Genomic DNA, 16,345 nt, shown 5'->3' on the forward strand with positions numbered 1-16,345 from the left:
GGGTTGGGTGGATAGTATCAAGGCAAAATCATGTAAACAAAGCCTATGACATGTAAGCAGGAGTGCTGACCTCTCTGGTATCGTGAACCTCATGGCTAAAAGTATTAGCGTTGCGAGGACAATTGTGATGTTCAAGAGCATGTTTTCCGGTAGCTTTTGCTCACTTTTTACGGTATATATAGTAAGGTATCAGACACATTGCTGATGCATTAACTGTCATCAAATACTCTGATTAAATCAACACTGTCAAACGACTCCTATCTACTGCCAAGGACGCTTGGCACTCTTCTGTTTTATTACTGCTAAGGATAGCAATTATGATTATCGCCTCTTCCTCTATTATAAATAAGCCTGTCATGTCACGTTGTTTGCTCTCAGTTGCCATTGCGAGTAGTTTATTACTCGTCGGTTGTGGCGACGATAACGATTTTGACGCTGTTGATTCAGATACCTCGTCAGCCACGTCAAAGTTTGTAAAAAGTTTTAGTACGAGCCAAATAGACAGTGGCTTTGGTAATAGCGCAACGCCAGCGGCCAAATGCGGCGTGACTATAGAAAAGGTCAGCTATGATACCAAAGGTGCTGCCGATGAAGATACCACAGCGACAGCGGCATTGATGGTACCGACTGGCGATGCGGCTGAATGCCAAGGCGACCGTCCAGTATTATTATATGCCCATGGTACGACCACTGAGAAGTCTTATGACTTTACTCAAGTAGGCAACCTAAACAATCCGGCGGTTGGCGAATCGACGTTAATCGCTGCGAACTTTGCTGCCCAAGGTTATATCGTCGTAGCGCCAAACTATGCAGGCTACGATGAATCAGAGCTTGATTATCACCCTTATCTGGTTGCCCAGCAACAGTCTACGGATATGGTCGACGCCTTAGACAGCGCCCGCTCAATCATTGATAGAAAAAAACGTGCCAACGATGCCAATTACCTCAAGATTGATGACTCAGGTAAATTGTTTCTCGCTGGTTACTCGCAGGGTGGCTATGTGGTTATGGCAACCGCTAGATTGCTAGAGTCACAAAACAAACCTATTACGGCGATAGCACCATCTTCCGGCCCTTATGCCTTGGCGGCCTTTGGTGATGACATCTTTAGAGGCAATGTCAATATTGGCGCTTCTCGGTTTGCGCCCTTGCTTGGTATTGGCTTGCAAGAAAAGTACGGCAATATCTATCAAGATAAATCCGATATCTTTTTGGATAAGTATGCCAGTGCGCAATTACCAAGTGATTCACCATTTGGCGAATTGGTAGCGGCTGGTAAATTACCAAACAATGCGTTGTTTCAAAAGACGCCGACGAATCCAGTATTGGATGGTTTGTCCAAAGGTTCTATATTCTCATTTTTGGGTGGTTATGATGACAATGATTACTTGATAAAATCTGATTTCCGCGCGGCTTATGTGACGGATACCATCAACAATCCTGATGGGCTATTTGCAGAAAATGGCAATGATTTACCTGCTGCCAATCCGCAGAATAATCTGCGTAAAGCGCTAAAAGACAACGACCTACGTGGCTATGTGCCAAAAATGCCAACACTCATCTGCGGTGGTAATCAAGATCCGACCGTCTATTATGATATAAACACCGGCTCTATGGCAAAATTATTGCAAGCAGCCAGTACCAACAATCCTGCAGTTAAACTTAATGTGACGGTATTGGATGTAGATACCGATAATGCGGATAGTCGTCCAGACCAGCCGAGCCTTACAATGATTGGTCAGGCATCAATGAACAAGTGGAATGCCAACACTGTGGTCACCAGTGTGCAAACCAACTTTAGTAGTAGTGTGGCTAAAGTGAAGGCAGATGCCGAAGCACAAGGTCAAAACAGCTTACTGGCTTTTTATAGCAACTATCATGGTGGCTTAGTCAGTCCTGCCTGTACGCAAGCTACCCGTGAGTTCTTTGCGCAAAATTTTAACCAATCTTAAGAATATTTGGGCATAAAGGGTTTAAGCGTAAAGAGTAAAGACATACCATAGACTAAAAGACTGCATCCTAGTGGGTGCAGTTTTTTATGGGTAAACCAATGAGCTTTTGGAAGAATAAAACGATGAAATCAATGATGCTATCTTTGCTGGCCCTGACCTTTGTACTGTCTTCTATGAGCCAAGCACAAGCAAAAAATACCCCTTGCTCTGGTAAGATGGGCGGCATCTCGCATTGCTCAAAAGAGGGCAAGTTTGTATGCAAAAATGGCAAAATTAGCCAGTCTAAACAAGTATGTCGTTAAAGTCGTTTTGGTAGATATTATCAGATTAAAAAATTAGCGCTAATGAGCTGTTTTGCTTGATTTTTATGACAGTCAGAACCCCCTAAATCAACAAATTTGTGCTAAAATGGCTTCTTTTATTAAACATTACTTTTAACAAAAACCGTATCGCCATTTTCCTATGGTTTTGCCCGTCTGATGGTGCTTTTCAGCGTTGATAAAGCAATCATAGTTGCGCGTTTGTGCCGCTATATTTTTGTATCAGCGTAAGCACTTTTGAGGCGTGCAACCTATAGCGAAAGTATGTGAGTGAAGGAGTGTATATGAGCGACTCGATCAGTCCTATTGCCATCGTGGATGAATTAAAGCAATCCTATTTGGATTATGCGATGAGCGTGATCGTCTCGCGCGCGCTGCCTGATGTGCGTGATGGGTTCAAGCCAGTGCATCGCCGTGTGATGTATGCGATGCACGTATTGTCTAATGACTATAATAAAGCTTATAAGAAGTCGGCGCGTGTGGTCGGTGATGTCATCGGTAAATATCACCCGCATGGCGATAGTGCGGTCTATGATGCGATTGTACGGATGGCGCAGGACTTTAGCTTGCGTTACCCGATGGTTGATGGTCAAGGTAACTTTGGCTCGATTGATGATGATCCACCGGCTGCCATGCGTTATACCGAAGTACGTATGACCAAGCTGACCCATCAGATGCTGGCTGACTTGGACAAAGATACCGTCGATTGGGAAGACAACTACGATGGCTCTGAGCGTATGCCAAGCGTGTTGCCAGCGCGTGTTCCTAACTTGCTGGTCAATGGTGCGACTGGTATTGCGGTCGGGATGGCGACCAATATGGCGCCGCATAACCTGACCGAGGTCATTAATGCCTGCTTAGCGTATGCCGAAAACCCACAAATATCAGCCGAAGAGCTGATGACGCATATCTCTGGTCCTGACTTTCCTACGGGCGGTATCATCTATGGTCGCGCTGGTATTTTAGATGCTTACCGCACTGGTAAAGGCCGCCTGCATGTGCGCGGCCGCTATATTATTGAAGCGATGAGTGATACTGGTGTCAACCGTGACCGTGAGCGTATTGTCTTTACCGAAGTGCCTTATCAGACCAATAAAGCCAAGCTGATTGAGCGTATCGCCGAGCTGGTACGTGACAAAAAAATCGAAGGTATTACTGAGATTCGTGATGAGTCTGATAAAGACGGTATGCGTATCGCTATTGACTTACGTCGCGGTGAGACGGCTGAAGTTATTGTTAATAACCTATTTCTACAAACGCCGCTAGAGTCTAGCTTTAGTATCAATATGGTCGCGCTTGATAATGGTCAGCCAAAGCTATTGACCTTGCGTCAGCTTATCGCTGCATTTGTCCGTCATCGTCAAGAAGTGGTGACACGTCGTACGATTTATGAATTGAACAAAGCCCGTGTTCGTGGCCATTTGCTAGAAGGTTTAACGGTTGCACTAGCCAATATCGATGAAATTATTGCAACGATTAAAGCGTCAGCAAACCGTGGATTGGCGCGCGAAAGTCTGTTAAATAATACATGGGGTTCAGGTAGTGTCGTGGCGATGCTTACGGCTGCTGGTAGTCAATCAGTACGTCCTGAGTTTATCGATGGTGAAGATCCTAAAGCGCCGTTTGGTCTGATCGAAGGCGAGGAGCGTTATCGCTTGTCACTTGAGCAGGTCAATGCGATTTTAGACATGCAATTGCATCGTTTGACGGGTCTTGAGCAGGACAAATTGACCGAAGAGTACCAAGACTTACTGCGTGAAATCGCGCATTTAGAGTCTATTTTGGGTGATTTTGATAAGCTAATGACCATTATCTCTAATGAGATGATTGAGATTCGTGATAACTTTGGTGATGAGCGTCGTACCGACATCATCGACTCACGTATGGACTTTAATCGTGAAGACCTTATCCCTGAGCAAACCGTTGTGATGACGGTGTCGCGTACTGGCTATGCCAAGACTCAGCCAATTGATGACTACGTCGCACAAAAACGTGGCGGCAAAGGTAAGTCTGCAACGGCAATGAAAGAAGATGATGTGATTGATCATCTGGTCGTGACCTCAACGCATGCCACCGTACTTTGCTTTACGGATACCGGTCGCGTCTTTAGCCTACGTGGGTTTGAAGTGCCGATTGCCAGTCGCGGTGCCCGTGGTCGTCCATTAGTGAATTTAATCGGATTAAATCCTGATGAAACCGTGACAACCATCTTGCCTATTCCAAAAATCGTAGAAGAATTGTCGGTAAAAGATGAGATGTCATTAACAAGCGCTCTAGTAGACGGCGATGACAGCTTATCAGAAGATAATAATTTAGAGGATAGCACGCAAGCAGAGCCACCTTTTGTATTCTTTGCAACGGCCAATGGCACAGTGAAGCGTGTCGAGCTTAAGCAATTTGCCAATATTCGCTCGAATGGCTTGATTGCCGTTGGTTTAGAAGACGGTGATAAGTTGGTAAGCGCGCGTATCACTAGCGGTAGCCAAGAAGTCATGCTATTTGCTTCAAGTGGTAAAGCCATTCGTTTTGATGAAAATGATGCTCGCGCTATGGGCCGTACCGCTAAAGGTGTCCGTGGTATGCGTCTGGCTGCTGATGAATTTATCAAATCATTGGTTGTCATTGAAGATGATGTACTCGAAATCTTAATTGCTTGTGAAAATGGCTTTGGTAAGCGTACCTTGATCGATGAGTTCAATACGCAAAATCGTGGCGGTGGCGGTGTTATCGCTATCAAAACTAGCACGCGTAATGGGGCATTAGTACGGGCGACCAAGGTTGATCCTGAAGACGACATTATCTTAATCTCTGACAAAGGCACATTAGTGCGCACGCCAGTCCAGCATGTGGCCAGCTCTGGTCGTAATACGCAAGGTGTCACGCTGATTCGTCTGTCAAAAGATGAAAAACTGGTGGCGATGGCGCGTGTTGATCATGAAGAAAGTGACGACGAGCTAATCGATGCCATGAGAGAAGACGGTACGTTTGATGTGGAAGGTCAAGAGCAGATAGATATTGATGCGGCAACTGGCGACACAGCGACGACTGATGTCAACGATGTTATCGATATTGCCAATGATCCTACCTTGGATAATGACAGTACTGACAACGAAAACACAGACGATGACGAATAAATGTTTCAGTGCCTAGCTTTTTAGTTTAGTTTTCATAACTGTTCTATCAAAAAGCCTCTGACGTTATCGTTGGAGGCTTTTTTTTGTTGCTTCGTTTAATTCGTCATTCTGATTTATTGGTTTTGCAATTCTATTTTTTGAGATTCTGTTTTTTGAAATGTGTTGCACAACTCTATTTTTAACTCTTAATAACTCTACGTGGTTTTATAAATAATGCCAACAAAGTGTTTTATTTTCTAAGGCTGTTGTTATGCTTACGACCAATCAAACCTTTCAGGGAACCCTAGCATCGGTATCATCCAGCTTCTTATTCTCCATGATGTTCTTGTTTGGGCTGTTTATGCTGCCCTTGTCAGGCACACAGGTAGCCTCATGGCGTGTGCTCATGATGCTGCTCAGTTTGGTATTATTGGTCAGTTTCACAAAGCAATGGCAGCACGTTTTTGATTATTTAAAGACTTTGAAAACCCCAAAAGAGTGGCTGTTATTTGTATTGCCAACCCCGATTTTGGGTGGGCAAATCTGGCTATTTATGTGGGCGCCGGTCAACGGCTTTGGTCTTGATATCACCTTGGGCTATTTTTTATTGCCGCTGGTGATGATAGTAGTCGGACGCTTCTTTTACCATGAGCATATGAGCGCGCTGCAGTGGGCCGCAGCGTTATTTGCCGCAATGGGTATCGGCTATGACATAGTGCAATATGGCACGATATCTTGGGTGACTTTGTTTGTATGTTTGGGCTATCCACCTTACTATCTACTGCGGCGCAAGCTTGCCGTGCCACCGATTACTGGCTTATTGTCTGACTTGACCTTACTGACGCCAGTGGTGCTCATCATGCTTTATGTCAGCGGTGGTTTTAGTATGGCTGCTCAGGAGGCTAAGTTCTGGTATTTATTGCCGCTACTGGGTGCTTTTAGTGCGCTTGCAATGTCGCTGACGATGATTGCCAGTAGTAAGTTGCCGGTCTCGTTATTTGGGGCATTGAGCTATGTAGAGCCGATGCTGTTGTTTGTATTATCCGTCACGGTATTGAGTCAAAGTCTCGATGAAGGCGGCTCGCTGTTTATGTATGGCATGATTACGCTGGCATTACTGGTCATGCTGTTAGACAGTGCTATGGGCTATGTGACCCGTAAGCGTGACAATCATTTGCATGGTTACCGAGAGCCGCAAGTGGTCAGCTTTCCACCGCGCCGCCGTTTGATAGAGCGCCGTATCGATGGGGTGCTACAGGCGCATCGCTTCCGCAAAATTCGTCGTTACCAACATAAGATGAATAAGCTTAAGCAAAAAATTGAGCAGCTAGACTCGATGTAAGTATGTATGATATAAAAATCAGTGAAGTGGGCGGTTGTTATGAGCATCTTTATGTCGATAATTGGCTTAACTGAATCACACGTTTGATAGACTAGTCTTACAGTTGTATTGCTTATCCAGAATGACTTTGACATAATGCTGCTCATTATATAAGCACGATAAAGTTATCGTAGCTCTTAGCAACAAAAGCCTCCGACGTTCGCGTCTGGGGCTTTTGTTTTTTTTTCAAAATTGCCAAGGAAGTGCGCCAATCTGTACAGGCTGTCGTTAATTATGCTCACTAAAAATCAAACGTCGCAGGGCGCTATCGCTGCGGTGGCGGCAAATTTTTTATACTCGTTGTTATTTTTGTTTGGTCTGTTGATGCAACCATTGTCAGGTACGCAGGTGGCGTCATGGCGCGTGCTAATGATGCTGCTAAGTCTGCTATTGTTAATCAGTGTCTTAAAGCAATGGCAACATATTTTTGACTATTTAAAGACCTTAAAAACCCCAAAAGAGTGGTTTTTGTTTGTATTGCCAACCCCGATTTTGGGCGCGCAAATTTGGATATTTATGTGGGCGCCCGTCAATGATTTGGGTCTTGAGGTGACGCTAGGTTATTTCTTATACCCGCTTATCATGATTATGGTGGGTCGGTTTTTTTATAATGAAGACATGAGTGTGTTGCAGTGGCTAGCGACTTCATGCGCAGGCGCTGGTATCGCTTATGATGTTTTCCAGTATGGCACCATATCTTGGGCGACGTTATTTGTCTGCTTGGGTTATCCGCCTTATTATCTATTACGTCGTAAATTAGCGGTACCGCCGATTACTGGCTTGGTCTCTGATCTGATCTTGCTGTCACCCGTTGTCATTATTGCTCTGTATATGAGCGGTGGGTTTGAAGTAGCCTTTGATACCAGTAAGCTGTGGTATTTCTTACCGTTATTAGGGATTATCAGCGCCGCAGCCATGTCGCTGACCATGGTCGCCAGTCAAAAATTGCCGGTCTCTTTGTTTGGCACTTTATGCTACCTTGAGCCGATATTTTTATTCGTATTTTCTATTACTATTTTGCATCAAAGCGTGGATGAGGGCGGCTCCTTATTTATGTACGGTATGATTTTTGCCGCCTTGATGATTATGATTGTCGATAGTGCCTTGGGGTATTGGGGACGTAAACGTGATGACCGTCTGCATGGCTACAATGAGCCACAAGTGGGCAGCTTTCCGCCGCGCCGTCGCCTAAAAAATCGCCGTATCAAAGGGGTGTTGGCCGCGCACCGTTTTCGCAAAATCAGAAAGTATCAGCAAAAAATAGACAAAATGAATCGAAAAATAGACGTACTGCACGCCAAATAAGCAGGGGTCGTCGTAAACCCCAAAGTTGACTTGATAGACACTGTTTTTCGTAACCGCTCTACACAGTTGTGGTGTCAAAGCCGAGTTAAGTGCGCTATTATCAATAGCAGTATTATCACGCTCGACCTAATTTGGCACATGATATCTAAAATAGTATAGCGGACTCACAATCATTTATTACCAATTACTAGGATGGTTTATGTTACACCTTCATCATTTAGCAAACTCACGCTCGTTTCGTATCTTATGGTTACTAGAGGAGCTCAAAGCCGATTATCAACTGACGTGCTACGAGCGCAATAAAGCTTATCGTGCGCCTGATAGCTTAAAAGAAGTGCATCCACTCGGTCATGCACCGATATTGGAAGTTGACGGTCGCCCGCTGATTGAGTCAGGGTTTATCATCGAGTATCTGCTCAAGCATTATGATAAAGCGCATCAATTCAAGCCTGCGGATGATAATGAAGCCGCATGGGAAGCTTATACATTTTGGTTACACTTCGCTGAAGCATCAGTTATGCCGCCGCTGGTCATGCGCTTAGTATTCACCAAAGTGGTTGAGCAATCGCCGATGCTGATTAAGCCGGTTAGCAAAAGCATCAGAACCCAAGTCGAAAAAAGCATGATCACCAATAGCTTAAATAAGATACTCGACATGATGGAGCAGCATCTACAAGACAATCATTGGTTTGCCGGTGAAGACTTTAGCGCCGCTGACATTCAGATGCATCTAGCAGTCGTAGGTGCCAATGCTGGCCCAGGATTGGATAAGAGTAAATATACCAACATCTTAAATTGGCTCAAGCATTGTGAAGAACGTGATGCCTTTAAGCGCGCAGAAGAAAAGGGTGGTCGTCTGACGTTTTAATTGCCAGCGTTTATACTTCTATAAATGCTTGATTTGATATTTTGCCCAAAGGTTTTGTTTATTCGTAAACAAAACCTTTTTAGGATACAGTAATGACTGACTTGAATAAATCTGATAACAAAAATATCGATGCCAATACCGATGGCAATGCTAACCCATCGCTTGCTCGTCAAGAAATCAACCGCCAGCAGGTGTCGATAAAAGCCTGGTCACAAAAACTGCTGGTCGTTTTGTTGTGTGTAGCGAGCTTTTATGGTGGTTGGAAATCCTACGAGTCCAACATGGTTAATGAATGCAGTGCTAATGGCGGACAGATGGTAGCAGGCGACCGAACCATGATGTGCCAATTGTCATAAGCCGTATCATTTATTAATAATTTTGTACTATGAGTGCTAAATCATGCTCAAACTGACTTTTTTAGGTACCTCAGCAGGAGTGCCAACCAAACAGCGCAATGTCACGGCGCTGGCAATTGAGTGCCTGAATCCTTATCTATCTGGCGCTAGCCCGCAGCCTAACAAATCGCGTCCTTGGGTTTTGATTGATTGCGGTGAAGGCACGCAGCAACAATTGCTGCAGACCAAGCTCTCCTTACATCAATTAACCGCCATTTGTATTACCCATGTGCATGGCGACCATTGCTATGGTTTGCCAGGATTGCTGGCGAGCGCGGCTATGTCTGGACGCCACGAACCACTAATGCTTATTGCACCAAAAGCCATCGCCAAACTCCTCGATGCCATTACTTTGACGACCGAGCTATACTTTCCCTTTGCCATCAACTTTATGGCGATAGAAGATGTATTATCAAAAGACAGTGAAGATGAGGGCAAGGTCAGTTTCAGTTTCGGCAGCCAGCATCAGCTTGATATTGATATCACCCCGCTATCACATCGTGTCGCCTCATACGGCTTTGGTATCACGCAAAACATCAGTCAGCGCACGCTTAATACGGACAAGTTGACCGCAGACGGCATTCCAGCAAGTGCACTGTGGGGCAAACTGCAGCAAGGTACAGATGTCATGACCGAAGATGGTCGCCAGCTTCGTTCAGCAGATTATGTCGATAATGCGGTGAAGCGTACACGGGTGGTAGTAGCAGGGGACAATGGTACGCCAGCTTGTCTCAGCGCTGCGCTGGTCGATACTGATTTGTTGGTGCATGAAGCCACTTATACTCAAGAAGTCTTAACCAAGATTCAAACCAAAAATCCAGACTTTGATCCTATGCATAGTAGTGCGCAATTGGTGGGCAAGTTTGCCCAAGATGTCGGACTTAAGAATCTAATTTTGACCCATTTTAGCGCGCGTTATCAAAGCTTTGATAACCCAAATAGCAATACGGCAAACATGGGACATATTCGCTTAGATGCGCAACGTGCGTATCAAGGTAATCTATGGCTGGCAGCGGATTTCGCTCAATATACAGTCGATGGTGCTGCTGATTTGGCAAGCAGTCAAGAGGATAACAGCGTGCAGTATCTAGGCTCTGCACGCGATAATGAAACGTGATTTATAGCTTGTTATTTGCCAGATTATTAGTCGTCAATTGAATCTACGATAGCCAATTGCGTTTTTCCGCTCCAATAGCGACTGAATTGATAAGCGACCCGTCCCGAGCGCCCACCACGTTCCGATGCCCAGCGCAAGGCATCGGCCCTGATAGTATCAGGCAGATTTTCACCTGCCAAATCAAGGGCAGTATCAGTATCATCAAGACTGGCTGAAATTTTCTGTTGCTCTAAATTCAGATAATGCTGAACAATATGTAAATAAGTCGTCTGATCCATGGGATGAAAGGTCAATGATAAGCCAAATCGATCCGATAACGACACGGTTTCATCAATCGTTTCATAGGGATTGACTTCATCTGTCTGCCCGTTATAAATGTCAAGATTGTCTTTCATCATCTGCGGTAGGAGACGACGGCGATTACTGGTGGCATAGACCAGCAGTTTGTCTTGCTCAGAGTCGAGCGCGCCATCAAGCACACTTTTTAGCGCCCGATAACTCTCGTCTTGACCGTTAAATGCCAAGTCGTCACAGTACACCACATAGCGACAACTACAATCTGCGGGCAGCTCATTGATCGCTGCACGAATCTTGTCTAGCACTTGTAGGTCATCCCGAGCAATCTCAATAATGCGCAAGCCTTCGCTATGATAAGCTTGTAGCAATGCGCGAATCAGTGATGATTTACCCGCACCGCGTGTACCCGTCATCAGCACATGATTGGCGGGATAACCTTTTAAGAACTGGCGCGTGTTTTGTACCAATTTTGCCTTTTGCGTATCGATACCATGCAAGTCGTCCAAGCTCAAAAACAGATTGACTGCCAACGGCTTTAAATGTCCGGTGCGGCCACCAACCCAGCGATAAGCGAGCTGAGCAGGATCAATCTCGATAGCTGGCGTGACTTGCTCTTGCAGATATTGACTGAGCAGCGCTAACAAAGGCGCGGGCAGGGCGTAATGAGCAGACGGATCAGAGGCTTCAGATGAAGGAAAAGGCTGAGATGTATTGGCTGATTGCGGCATAATGACTCTAACGGTTAAAGGTGCGTTTACATTAGGAATAGCGGTTTGATAAAGGTATCACCATATCATGAGAAACTGGTCAGATGAAAAAAATACTATGGAAAATAGTGCCAGTAATCTGTCGAATATACAAGCGTTGCAAGCGCACGCTCAGCAAGTATTGCCACTAATTACTCAAGCGTTGTCAGCAAAGCATTATCGTGAAATAGTGCATCAGCGTATTAGTAGCCAGCAAAGTAAGGGTAGCGAGACGGACTATCAAGGCTTAACGCGCGCTCAGCATTCAGAGTTTGGTAGGGTGATGATTAAATGGCAGTTAAATGAGGGTTCTGATCAAAATTTCGCTGATTTAAATCATGAAGCTAAGGTTTTGACATCTTTAGCTTCTTTAACAAAAAATAATCTGACCGCTATTGCTCCGCCCATCCTAGCCTATGACAACTCAACCATTCCCGCATTAAACCACTCTCAGCAGCTAACGATAATTGTCATGCCTTATTATCTCAATGCTAGCTTAGCAAGGCGGATCAATGCTAATAATCATTCGTTATTGACCGTTCAACAAAAGCATCATTTTATCGTGCAGTCTGCTCATCTCATCACTAATTTACATAACGTTGGCTGGCTACATAATGATATTAAACCCAGTAATATTCTGCTAGATGGTCTGTTGCCAAATAGTGCGGATAATAGCAGGGTAATGCCTGATTTGTTATTGACAGATTTTGCCTTAGCGCAGCGTTTTCATGCCGCCAAAAAGTTACATCATCTTGCAGGCACATCAGCGTATCTCGCACCTGAGCGTTGGCAGGGGCAGGGCGCAACGGTGCAAAGCGATATTTATGCGTTTGGCATAATGCTGTATGAGATATTAATGGGCGAGCGACCGTTTAAGATAAATACTCAAAGTAGCGATGTATTAAACGAGTGGGCGACACAACATTGTCAACAACCTATTCCAACCTTACCGTTAGAATATAGTTATTATCAATGTATTGTTGATAAGGTATTGGCGAAGCGGGTGGAGAAAAGGTATCAGATTATGGATGAGATGTTGGAGGGTTTAGAGCGTTTGTGATAATAAATACCATATTTCAGACACAAAAAAACCTGCTAAAAAGCAGGCTTTAATATTTGGTCTAAGATGTACTATCCGAAAATGGTGGGGCTGGAGAGACTCGAACTCTCACACCTTGCGGCGCCAGAACCTAAATCTGGTGCGTCTACCAATTCCGCCACAGCCCCATTTTCGTTACTCTATCATTATTGGCGTTTAAATTCAAACACAACATAGATAGTTAACTGATTCGGTAGTGCGTCTCAGTGGTTGGCTATTATATAGAGTTTGAATGGTTTGACAAGCCCTTTTCGCAATTATTTTTAATTATTTAACGATTATTTTTGCTTGCTATGATAAATAACTGATTTTACTAAATTTTTAATTTAATGATTTTGCATTTTTATTACTCTTTGGTCTGTGTGTCTGCTGCTGACATATCAAGTTGCTGTAATTTGCGAGTCAGCGTATTACGTCCCCAGCCGAGTAAGTTGGCAGCCGCTATCTTTTTACCACCGCTGTGATTGAGTGCCGCTGTGAGCAACACTCGTTCAAATTCAGGCGTTGCCGTTTGCAAGATGTCAGTTTCGCCTGTTTGCAGTGCGTGCTGAGCCCACTCTGCTAGTGCTTGCTGCCAGCTTGGGTTTTTAGCACCATTCTGAGTTTGATTGCTCTGAATAGAGTTGTCTTGAATAAAGTTATTTTGATGACGGCTATGCAGGCTAGCACTGTGTTGCTGATGATTGTTTTGAGCAAATTCAGACGAGGACAACGTTTGTTGTGTCTGCAGCTCTGTGTTCGCTGGCATCCCTTCAAGCAGCTCTGGCGGTAAGTCATCAATCATGACCGTATCACCAGTCGCCATGACCGTCAGCCATAAGCAGACGTTTTCAAGTTGGCGGACATTGCCGCGCCAGTCGAAGGCTTGCATAATCTGTAGCGCGGCAGGTTGTAGCTGCTTGGATGCGGTATTCATTTGCTCAGCCGCGCGTTGCATAAAATAACGGGTTAAGGCAGGAATGTCTTCGCGGCGCGTCCGTAGCGGTGGCAGCGGTAGGCGAATGACGTTGAGGCGATAAAACAAATCTTCACGGAATCGGCCTTGTTTGACCAGCTCTTCCAAGTTTTGATGGGTGGCGGCAATGATGCGCACGTTCACTTTGACTGGCTGCTGTCCGCCCACACGGAAAAACTCTCCGTTGGCCAATACCCGTAGCAGCCGCGTTTGGGTGCTAAACGGCATGTCGCCGATTTCATCCAAAAATAATGTACCGCCATCCGCTTGCTCAAAACGACCTTGCCGCGTCGTCGTGGCCCCAGTGAACGCGCCTTTTTCGTGACCGAATAATTCCGACTCAATCAAATCGTGTGGAATGGCGGCCATATTTAGCGCGATAAATGGTTGCTGGTGACGCGGTGAATGCTGATGTAAAGCACTAGCGACCAGCTCTTTCCCTGTGCCTGATTCACCAGTAATCAAAACGGTAATAGGTGAGTGCGCCAATCTGCCAATGGCACGAAACACTGTTTGCATCGCTTGTGATTGACCGATGATACCGCTGGGGTTGTCATTGGCTGGTGTCTCAGCTTTAATCTCAGCCTTATTTTTAGCGGTCTTATTGGTTTTGTCTGTCGTGTTAACTTTGCGTGCAGATTTGGTTTGCAGCTTTGCGTCAGTATTGGGCTTGAAATGAATATCAGACTTTGCTTGAGTAGCATCGGCTGTCTCAGTGGCTCTGTTAGTCACAGACGCGGTTGCGTGAGTGGCTATCGGCATATTCGGTTGAAAATTAATCGCTTTATAAATCGTAGCGACGGCATCATCTAAGTCAAAGGGCTTAGGCAGATATTCAAATGCCCCTGTCTGGTAGCTATTGATGGCAGAGCTCAGGTCTGAATGCGCGGTCATGATGACAATTGGTAGCGTAGGAAAGTGGTCGTGCACCCAATCGCTAAAAGACAAGCCGTCCATCATTGGCATTCGGATATCGGTCAATATCACATCCGGTAGCTGAGTGGCTGGCTCGCGCTGTTGCAAGATATCATTGAGGCGTGTCCATGCTGCTTGTGCTTGGGTAAAGCTGACAACCGTCAATCCAGCGTCTTCAAAAGTATCTGCCAACACCAAGCGCAGCGCTGAATCATCATCGATGAGCCATAAGGTCGCAGGGTTTTCAGCAGGCGCGTTATTGACCGTTACTTTTATGGTCTGACTGTTAAGTGCTTGGCTATCAGATATTTGGTTGTCAGAGATTTTATCATTCGAGCCTTGATTGTCACTGTTAGCTTTGAAGTTGTCGTTATATGCAGTCATGTATCAGGCCTAATGAGCAAGTGATTCAGGGTTGTTGTTTGATAGATTCAGTCGTATTTACGCATCGGTTGCGTGCTGATTAAAAGGCAAGTACAGCGTAAAGCGTGTCTGACTGTTATTGTCATTATAACTGGGATTATAGTTTGCATTGGCGCCTTGTGTTTGATTCGAGCTGACGTCAATCATACCATGATGACAGCTGATGATATCTTGCACAATCGATAGGCCAAGACCAGTACCGGCGGCACGGCTGGTCACCATCGGGAAAAATATCTGTCCAATCAGCGCAGGATCTATCCCTGAGCCATTATCGGTAATGCTGACTTGCAACGCTTGTTTGTGCTGTTGGCTGCCAATCGTATGCTGAAAAGCAATGCGCGTTTGAATATGCAGTTTTGGTTGATACTTGGCCTCAATATCAAGATGACTATGCAAAGTATCTAAGGGCAATTGATGAGCGGCGGCTGGCGCGCTTTGTTGCAGCGCTTGCTCAAGCTCAGTCATCGATTCACAGGCATTATTAATGAGGTTTAAAAACACTTGAATCAATTGATCTCTATCAGCGCATAGCTCTGGCAACGACAAATCATAGTCGCGCTGTAGCAGCACTTGCGGATATTGATTAACGACCAAAGACAAGACATGCTCTAACGGCTCATGAATATTCAGCATTTGCCAATTTGGCAGCTGATTAGAGCCAAGAAATTGACCGATAAGATGGGTCAATCGATCGGTCTCTGAGATGATAATGTCGGTATAGCTGCGGAGCTTCTGCGCTGTCTTTTGCAACTGCTTATCGCTATTCGAAGCTGAGTTTGTGCCAGAGCTTATGTCGCTAATAACAGCAGACAGAGGATGATGCAAAGTAGTCGCTTCGCTGAACTTGATAAATTGTCGCTGTAATAACTGCGCCGCGCCGCGAATACCTGCCAATGGATTTTTGATTTCATGGGCAACCGAACGCAGCATATGACGGGCAACGTTGTATTGTTGCTGCTGACGTTGCTCTTCTGAGATGCGACTCTGGCGGTCTTTACCCCACATCTCGATAATAAAATAAGGTTGCTGCTCATAGATGACAGGCGTCACGCTATAATCGATTGAGAGTGGTAAATTGCCATTGAGTGGGGTATTGATGATGTGATCGTGGTCGATAAAGGGCTGTTGATATTGCTTTGCCTGATGAAATCGCTCGGTCAAGGCGCAGTGATTGTCTGGCTTGTCACGGTCGGTGTTATTATTGTCGTTATCCAGAGTCAGAGCCGTGCGCTCATCCCTCTTTAATTTTTCGGACGCAAGCAGAGTCAATATAGATTGATTGAGCAAGCGTCCACTACTAATAGCCAGTAGTTGCTCAGCTTGGGCATTTAGCCACGTAATGACCAGCTCATCACTGACCCACAAGATAGCGGTGAATAAATGCTGAGATATAAATGCTAAGTTCGGGGTTGGTTTTTTGGTGGTTAAATCAGCTGTCATGACTAAAGCCTAGAATAAA

The 16,345-nt window shown here is 45.2% G+C and carries 12 protein-coding genes and 1 tRNA gene; 9 read left to right on the forward strand and 4 right to left on the reverse strand.

Annotation, left to right across the window (positions count from 1 at the left end):
• Positions 1-317 precede the first annotated feature (317 nt).
• The 8 genes from CXF65_RS08110 (at position 318) to CXF65_RS08145 (ending at position 10,451) form a co-directional block, all read left to right on the forward strand.
• Entirely contained in the window at positions 318-1,952 is a 1,635-nt protein-coding gene (locus CXF65_RS08110) for an alpha/beta hydrolase family protein (RefSeq protein ID WP_101211686.1), read from the forward strand.
• A gap of 86 nt (positions 1,953-2,038) precedes the next feature.
• Positions 2,039-2,254: a hypothetical protein gene (locus CXF65_RS08115; protein ID WP_227502410.1), complete on the forward strand. Its 216-nt coding sequence runs from the start codon at positions 2,039-2,041 to the stop codon at positions 2,252-2,254.
• A gap of 302 nt (positions 2,255-2,556) precedes the next feature.
• Positions 2,557-5,406, forward strand: a complete 2,850-nt coding sequence (gene gyrA / locus CXF65_RS08120) for a DNA gyrase subunit A (RefSeq protein ID WP_101211687.1) — start codon at positions 2,557-2,559, stop codon at positions 5,404-5,406.
• Between the two features lie 250 nt (positions 5,407-5,656).
• On the forward strand, positions 5,657-6,727 hold the full coding sequence (rarD, locus tag CXF65_RS08125; RefSeq protein WP_025650542.1) for an EamA family transporter RarD: 1,071 nt from the start codon (positions 5,657-5,659) through the stop codon (positions 6,725-6,727).
• A 273-nt stretch (positions 6,728-7,000) separates the two neighbouring features.
• Positions 7,001-8,071 (forward strand): EamA family transporter RarD, encoded by a 1,071-nt coding sequence (rarD, locus tag CXF65_RS08130; RefSeq protein WP_101211688.1) that lies wholly within the window; start codon positions 7,001-7,003, stop codon positions 8,069-8,071.
• A gap of 199 nt (positions 8,072-8,270) precedes the next feature.
• Positions 8,271-8,939, forward strand: coding sequence for a glutathione S-transferase (locus CXF65_RS08135; protein WP_025650540.1), 669 nt, complete (start codon positions 8,271-8,273; stop codon positions 8,937-8,939).
• A gap of 92 nt (positions 8,940-9,031) precedes the next feature.
• On the forward strand, positions 9,032-9,295 hold the full coding sequence (locus CXF65_RS08140; RefSeq protein WP_025650539.1) for a hypothetical protein: 264 nt from the start codon (positions 9,032-9,034) through the stop codon (positions 9,293-9,295).
• 43 nt (positions 9,296-9,338) lie between these two features.
• Complete coding sequence (locus CXF65_RS08145; RefSeq protein ID WP_025650538.1) at positions 9,339-10,451, forward strand: ribonuclease Z; 1,113 nt, start codon at positions 9,339-9,341, stop codon at positions 10,449-10,451.
• 26 nt (positions 10,452-10,477) lie between these two features.
• On the opposite strand, the gene CXF65_RS08150 is transcribed toward CXF65_RS08145, so the two are convergent.
• On the reverse strand, positions 10,478-11,476 hold the full coding sequence (locus tag CXF65_RS08150; protein WP_227502409.1) for an ATP-binding protein: 999 nt from the start codon (positions 11,474-11,476) through the stop codon (positions 10,478-10,480).
• Between the two features lie 67 nt (positions 11,477-11,543).
• Here CXF65_RS08150 and CXF65_RS08155 point away from each other — a divergent pair, with 67 nt between their 5' ends.
• Positions 11,544-12,554, forward strand: coding sequence for a serine/threonine protein kinase (locus CXF65_RS08155; protein ID WP_227523231.1), 1,011 nt, complete (start codon positions 11,544-11,546; stop codon positions 12,552-12,554).
• An 82-nt stretch (positions 12,555-12,636) separates the two neighbouring features.
• Here the strand turns inward: CXF65_RS08155 and CXF65_RS08160 are convergent.
• From CXF65_RS08160 to CXF65_RS08170, 3 genes are all read right to left on the reverse strand, one after another.
• Positions 12,637-12,721: transfer RNA gene (locus tag CXF65_RS08160), tRNA-Leu, on the reverse strand.
• A 218-nt stretch (positions 12,722-12,939) separates the two neighbouring features.
• On the reverse strand, positions 12,940-14,847 hold the full coding sequence (locus CXF65_RS08165) for a sigma 54-interacting transcriptional regulator (protein WP_101211689.1): 1,908 nt from the start codon (positions 14,845-14,847) through the stop codon (positions 12,940-12,942).
• A gap of 57 nt (positions 14,848-14,904) precedes the next feature.
• The gene (locus CXF65_RS08170) at positions 14,905-16,326 is read right to left on the reverse strand and encodes a two-component system sensor histidine kinase NtrB (protein WP_101211690.1); all 1,422 of its coding nucleotides are present in this window, start codon (positions 16,324-16,326) and stop codon (positions 14,905-14,907) included.
• Positions 16,327-16,345: the final 19 nt, after the last annotated feature.

It is taken from the genome of Psychrobacter sp. Sarcosine-3u-12 (assembly GCF_002836005.1).
In the GTDB taxonomy this organism is placed as follows: domain Bacteria; phylum Pseudomonadota; class Gammaproteobacteria; order Pseudomonadales; family Moraxellaceae; genus Psychrobacter; species Psychrobacter okhotskensis.

Excerpts from the sequence above, each read along its gene's own strand:
- CXF65_RS08110 (WP_101211686.1), top strand. The coding sequence starts at position 318 with ATGATTATCGCCTCTTCCTCTATTATAAATAAGCCTGTCATGTCACGT.
- CXF65_RS08115 (WP_227502410.1), top strand. The coding sequence starts at position 2,039 with ATGGGTAAACCAATGAGCTTTTGGAAGAATAAAACGATGAAATCAATG.
- gyrA (WP_101211687.1), top strand. The coding sequence starts at position 2,557 with ATGAGCGACTCGATCAGTCCTATTGCCATCGTGGATGAATTAAAGCAA.
- rarD (WP_025650542.1), top strand. The coding sequence starts at position 5,657 with ATGCTTACGACCAATCAAACCTTTCAGGGAACCCTAGCATCGGTATCA.
- rarD (WP_101211688.1), top strand. The coding sequence starts at position 7,001 with ATGCTCACTAAAAATCAAACGTCGCAGGGCGCTATCGCTGCGGTGGCG.
- CXF65_RS08135 (WP_025650540.1), top strand. The coding sequence starts at position 8,271 with ATGTTACACCTTCATCATTTAGCAAACTCACGCTCGTTTCGTATCTTA.
- CXF65_RS08140 (WP_025650539.1), top strand. The coding sequence starts at position 9,032 with ATGACTGACTTGAATAAATCTGATAACAAAAATATCGATGCCAATACC.
- CXF65_RS08145 (WP_025650538.1), top strand. The coding sequence starts at position 9,339 with ATGCTCAAACTGACTTTTTTAGGTACCTCAGCAGGAGTGCCAACCAAA.
- CXF65_RS08150 (WP_227502409.1), bottom strand. The coding sequence starts at position 11,476 with ATGCCGCAATCAGCCAATACATCTCAGCCTTTTCCTTCATCTGAAGCC.
- CXF65_RS08155 (WP_227523231.1), top strand. The coding sequence starts at position 11,544 with ATGAGAAACTGGTCAGATGAAAAAAATACTATGGAAAATAGTGCCAGT.
- CXF65_RS08165 (WP_101211689.1), bottom strand. The coding sequence starts at position 14,847 with ATGACTGCATATAACGACAACTTCAAAGCTAACAGTGACAATCAAGGC.
- CXF65_RS08170 (WP_101211690.1), bottom strand. The coding sequence starts at position 16,326 with ATGACAGCTGATTTAACCACCAAAAAACCAACCCCGAACTTAGCATTT.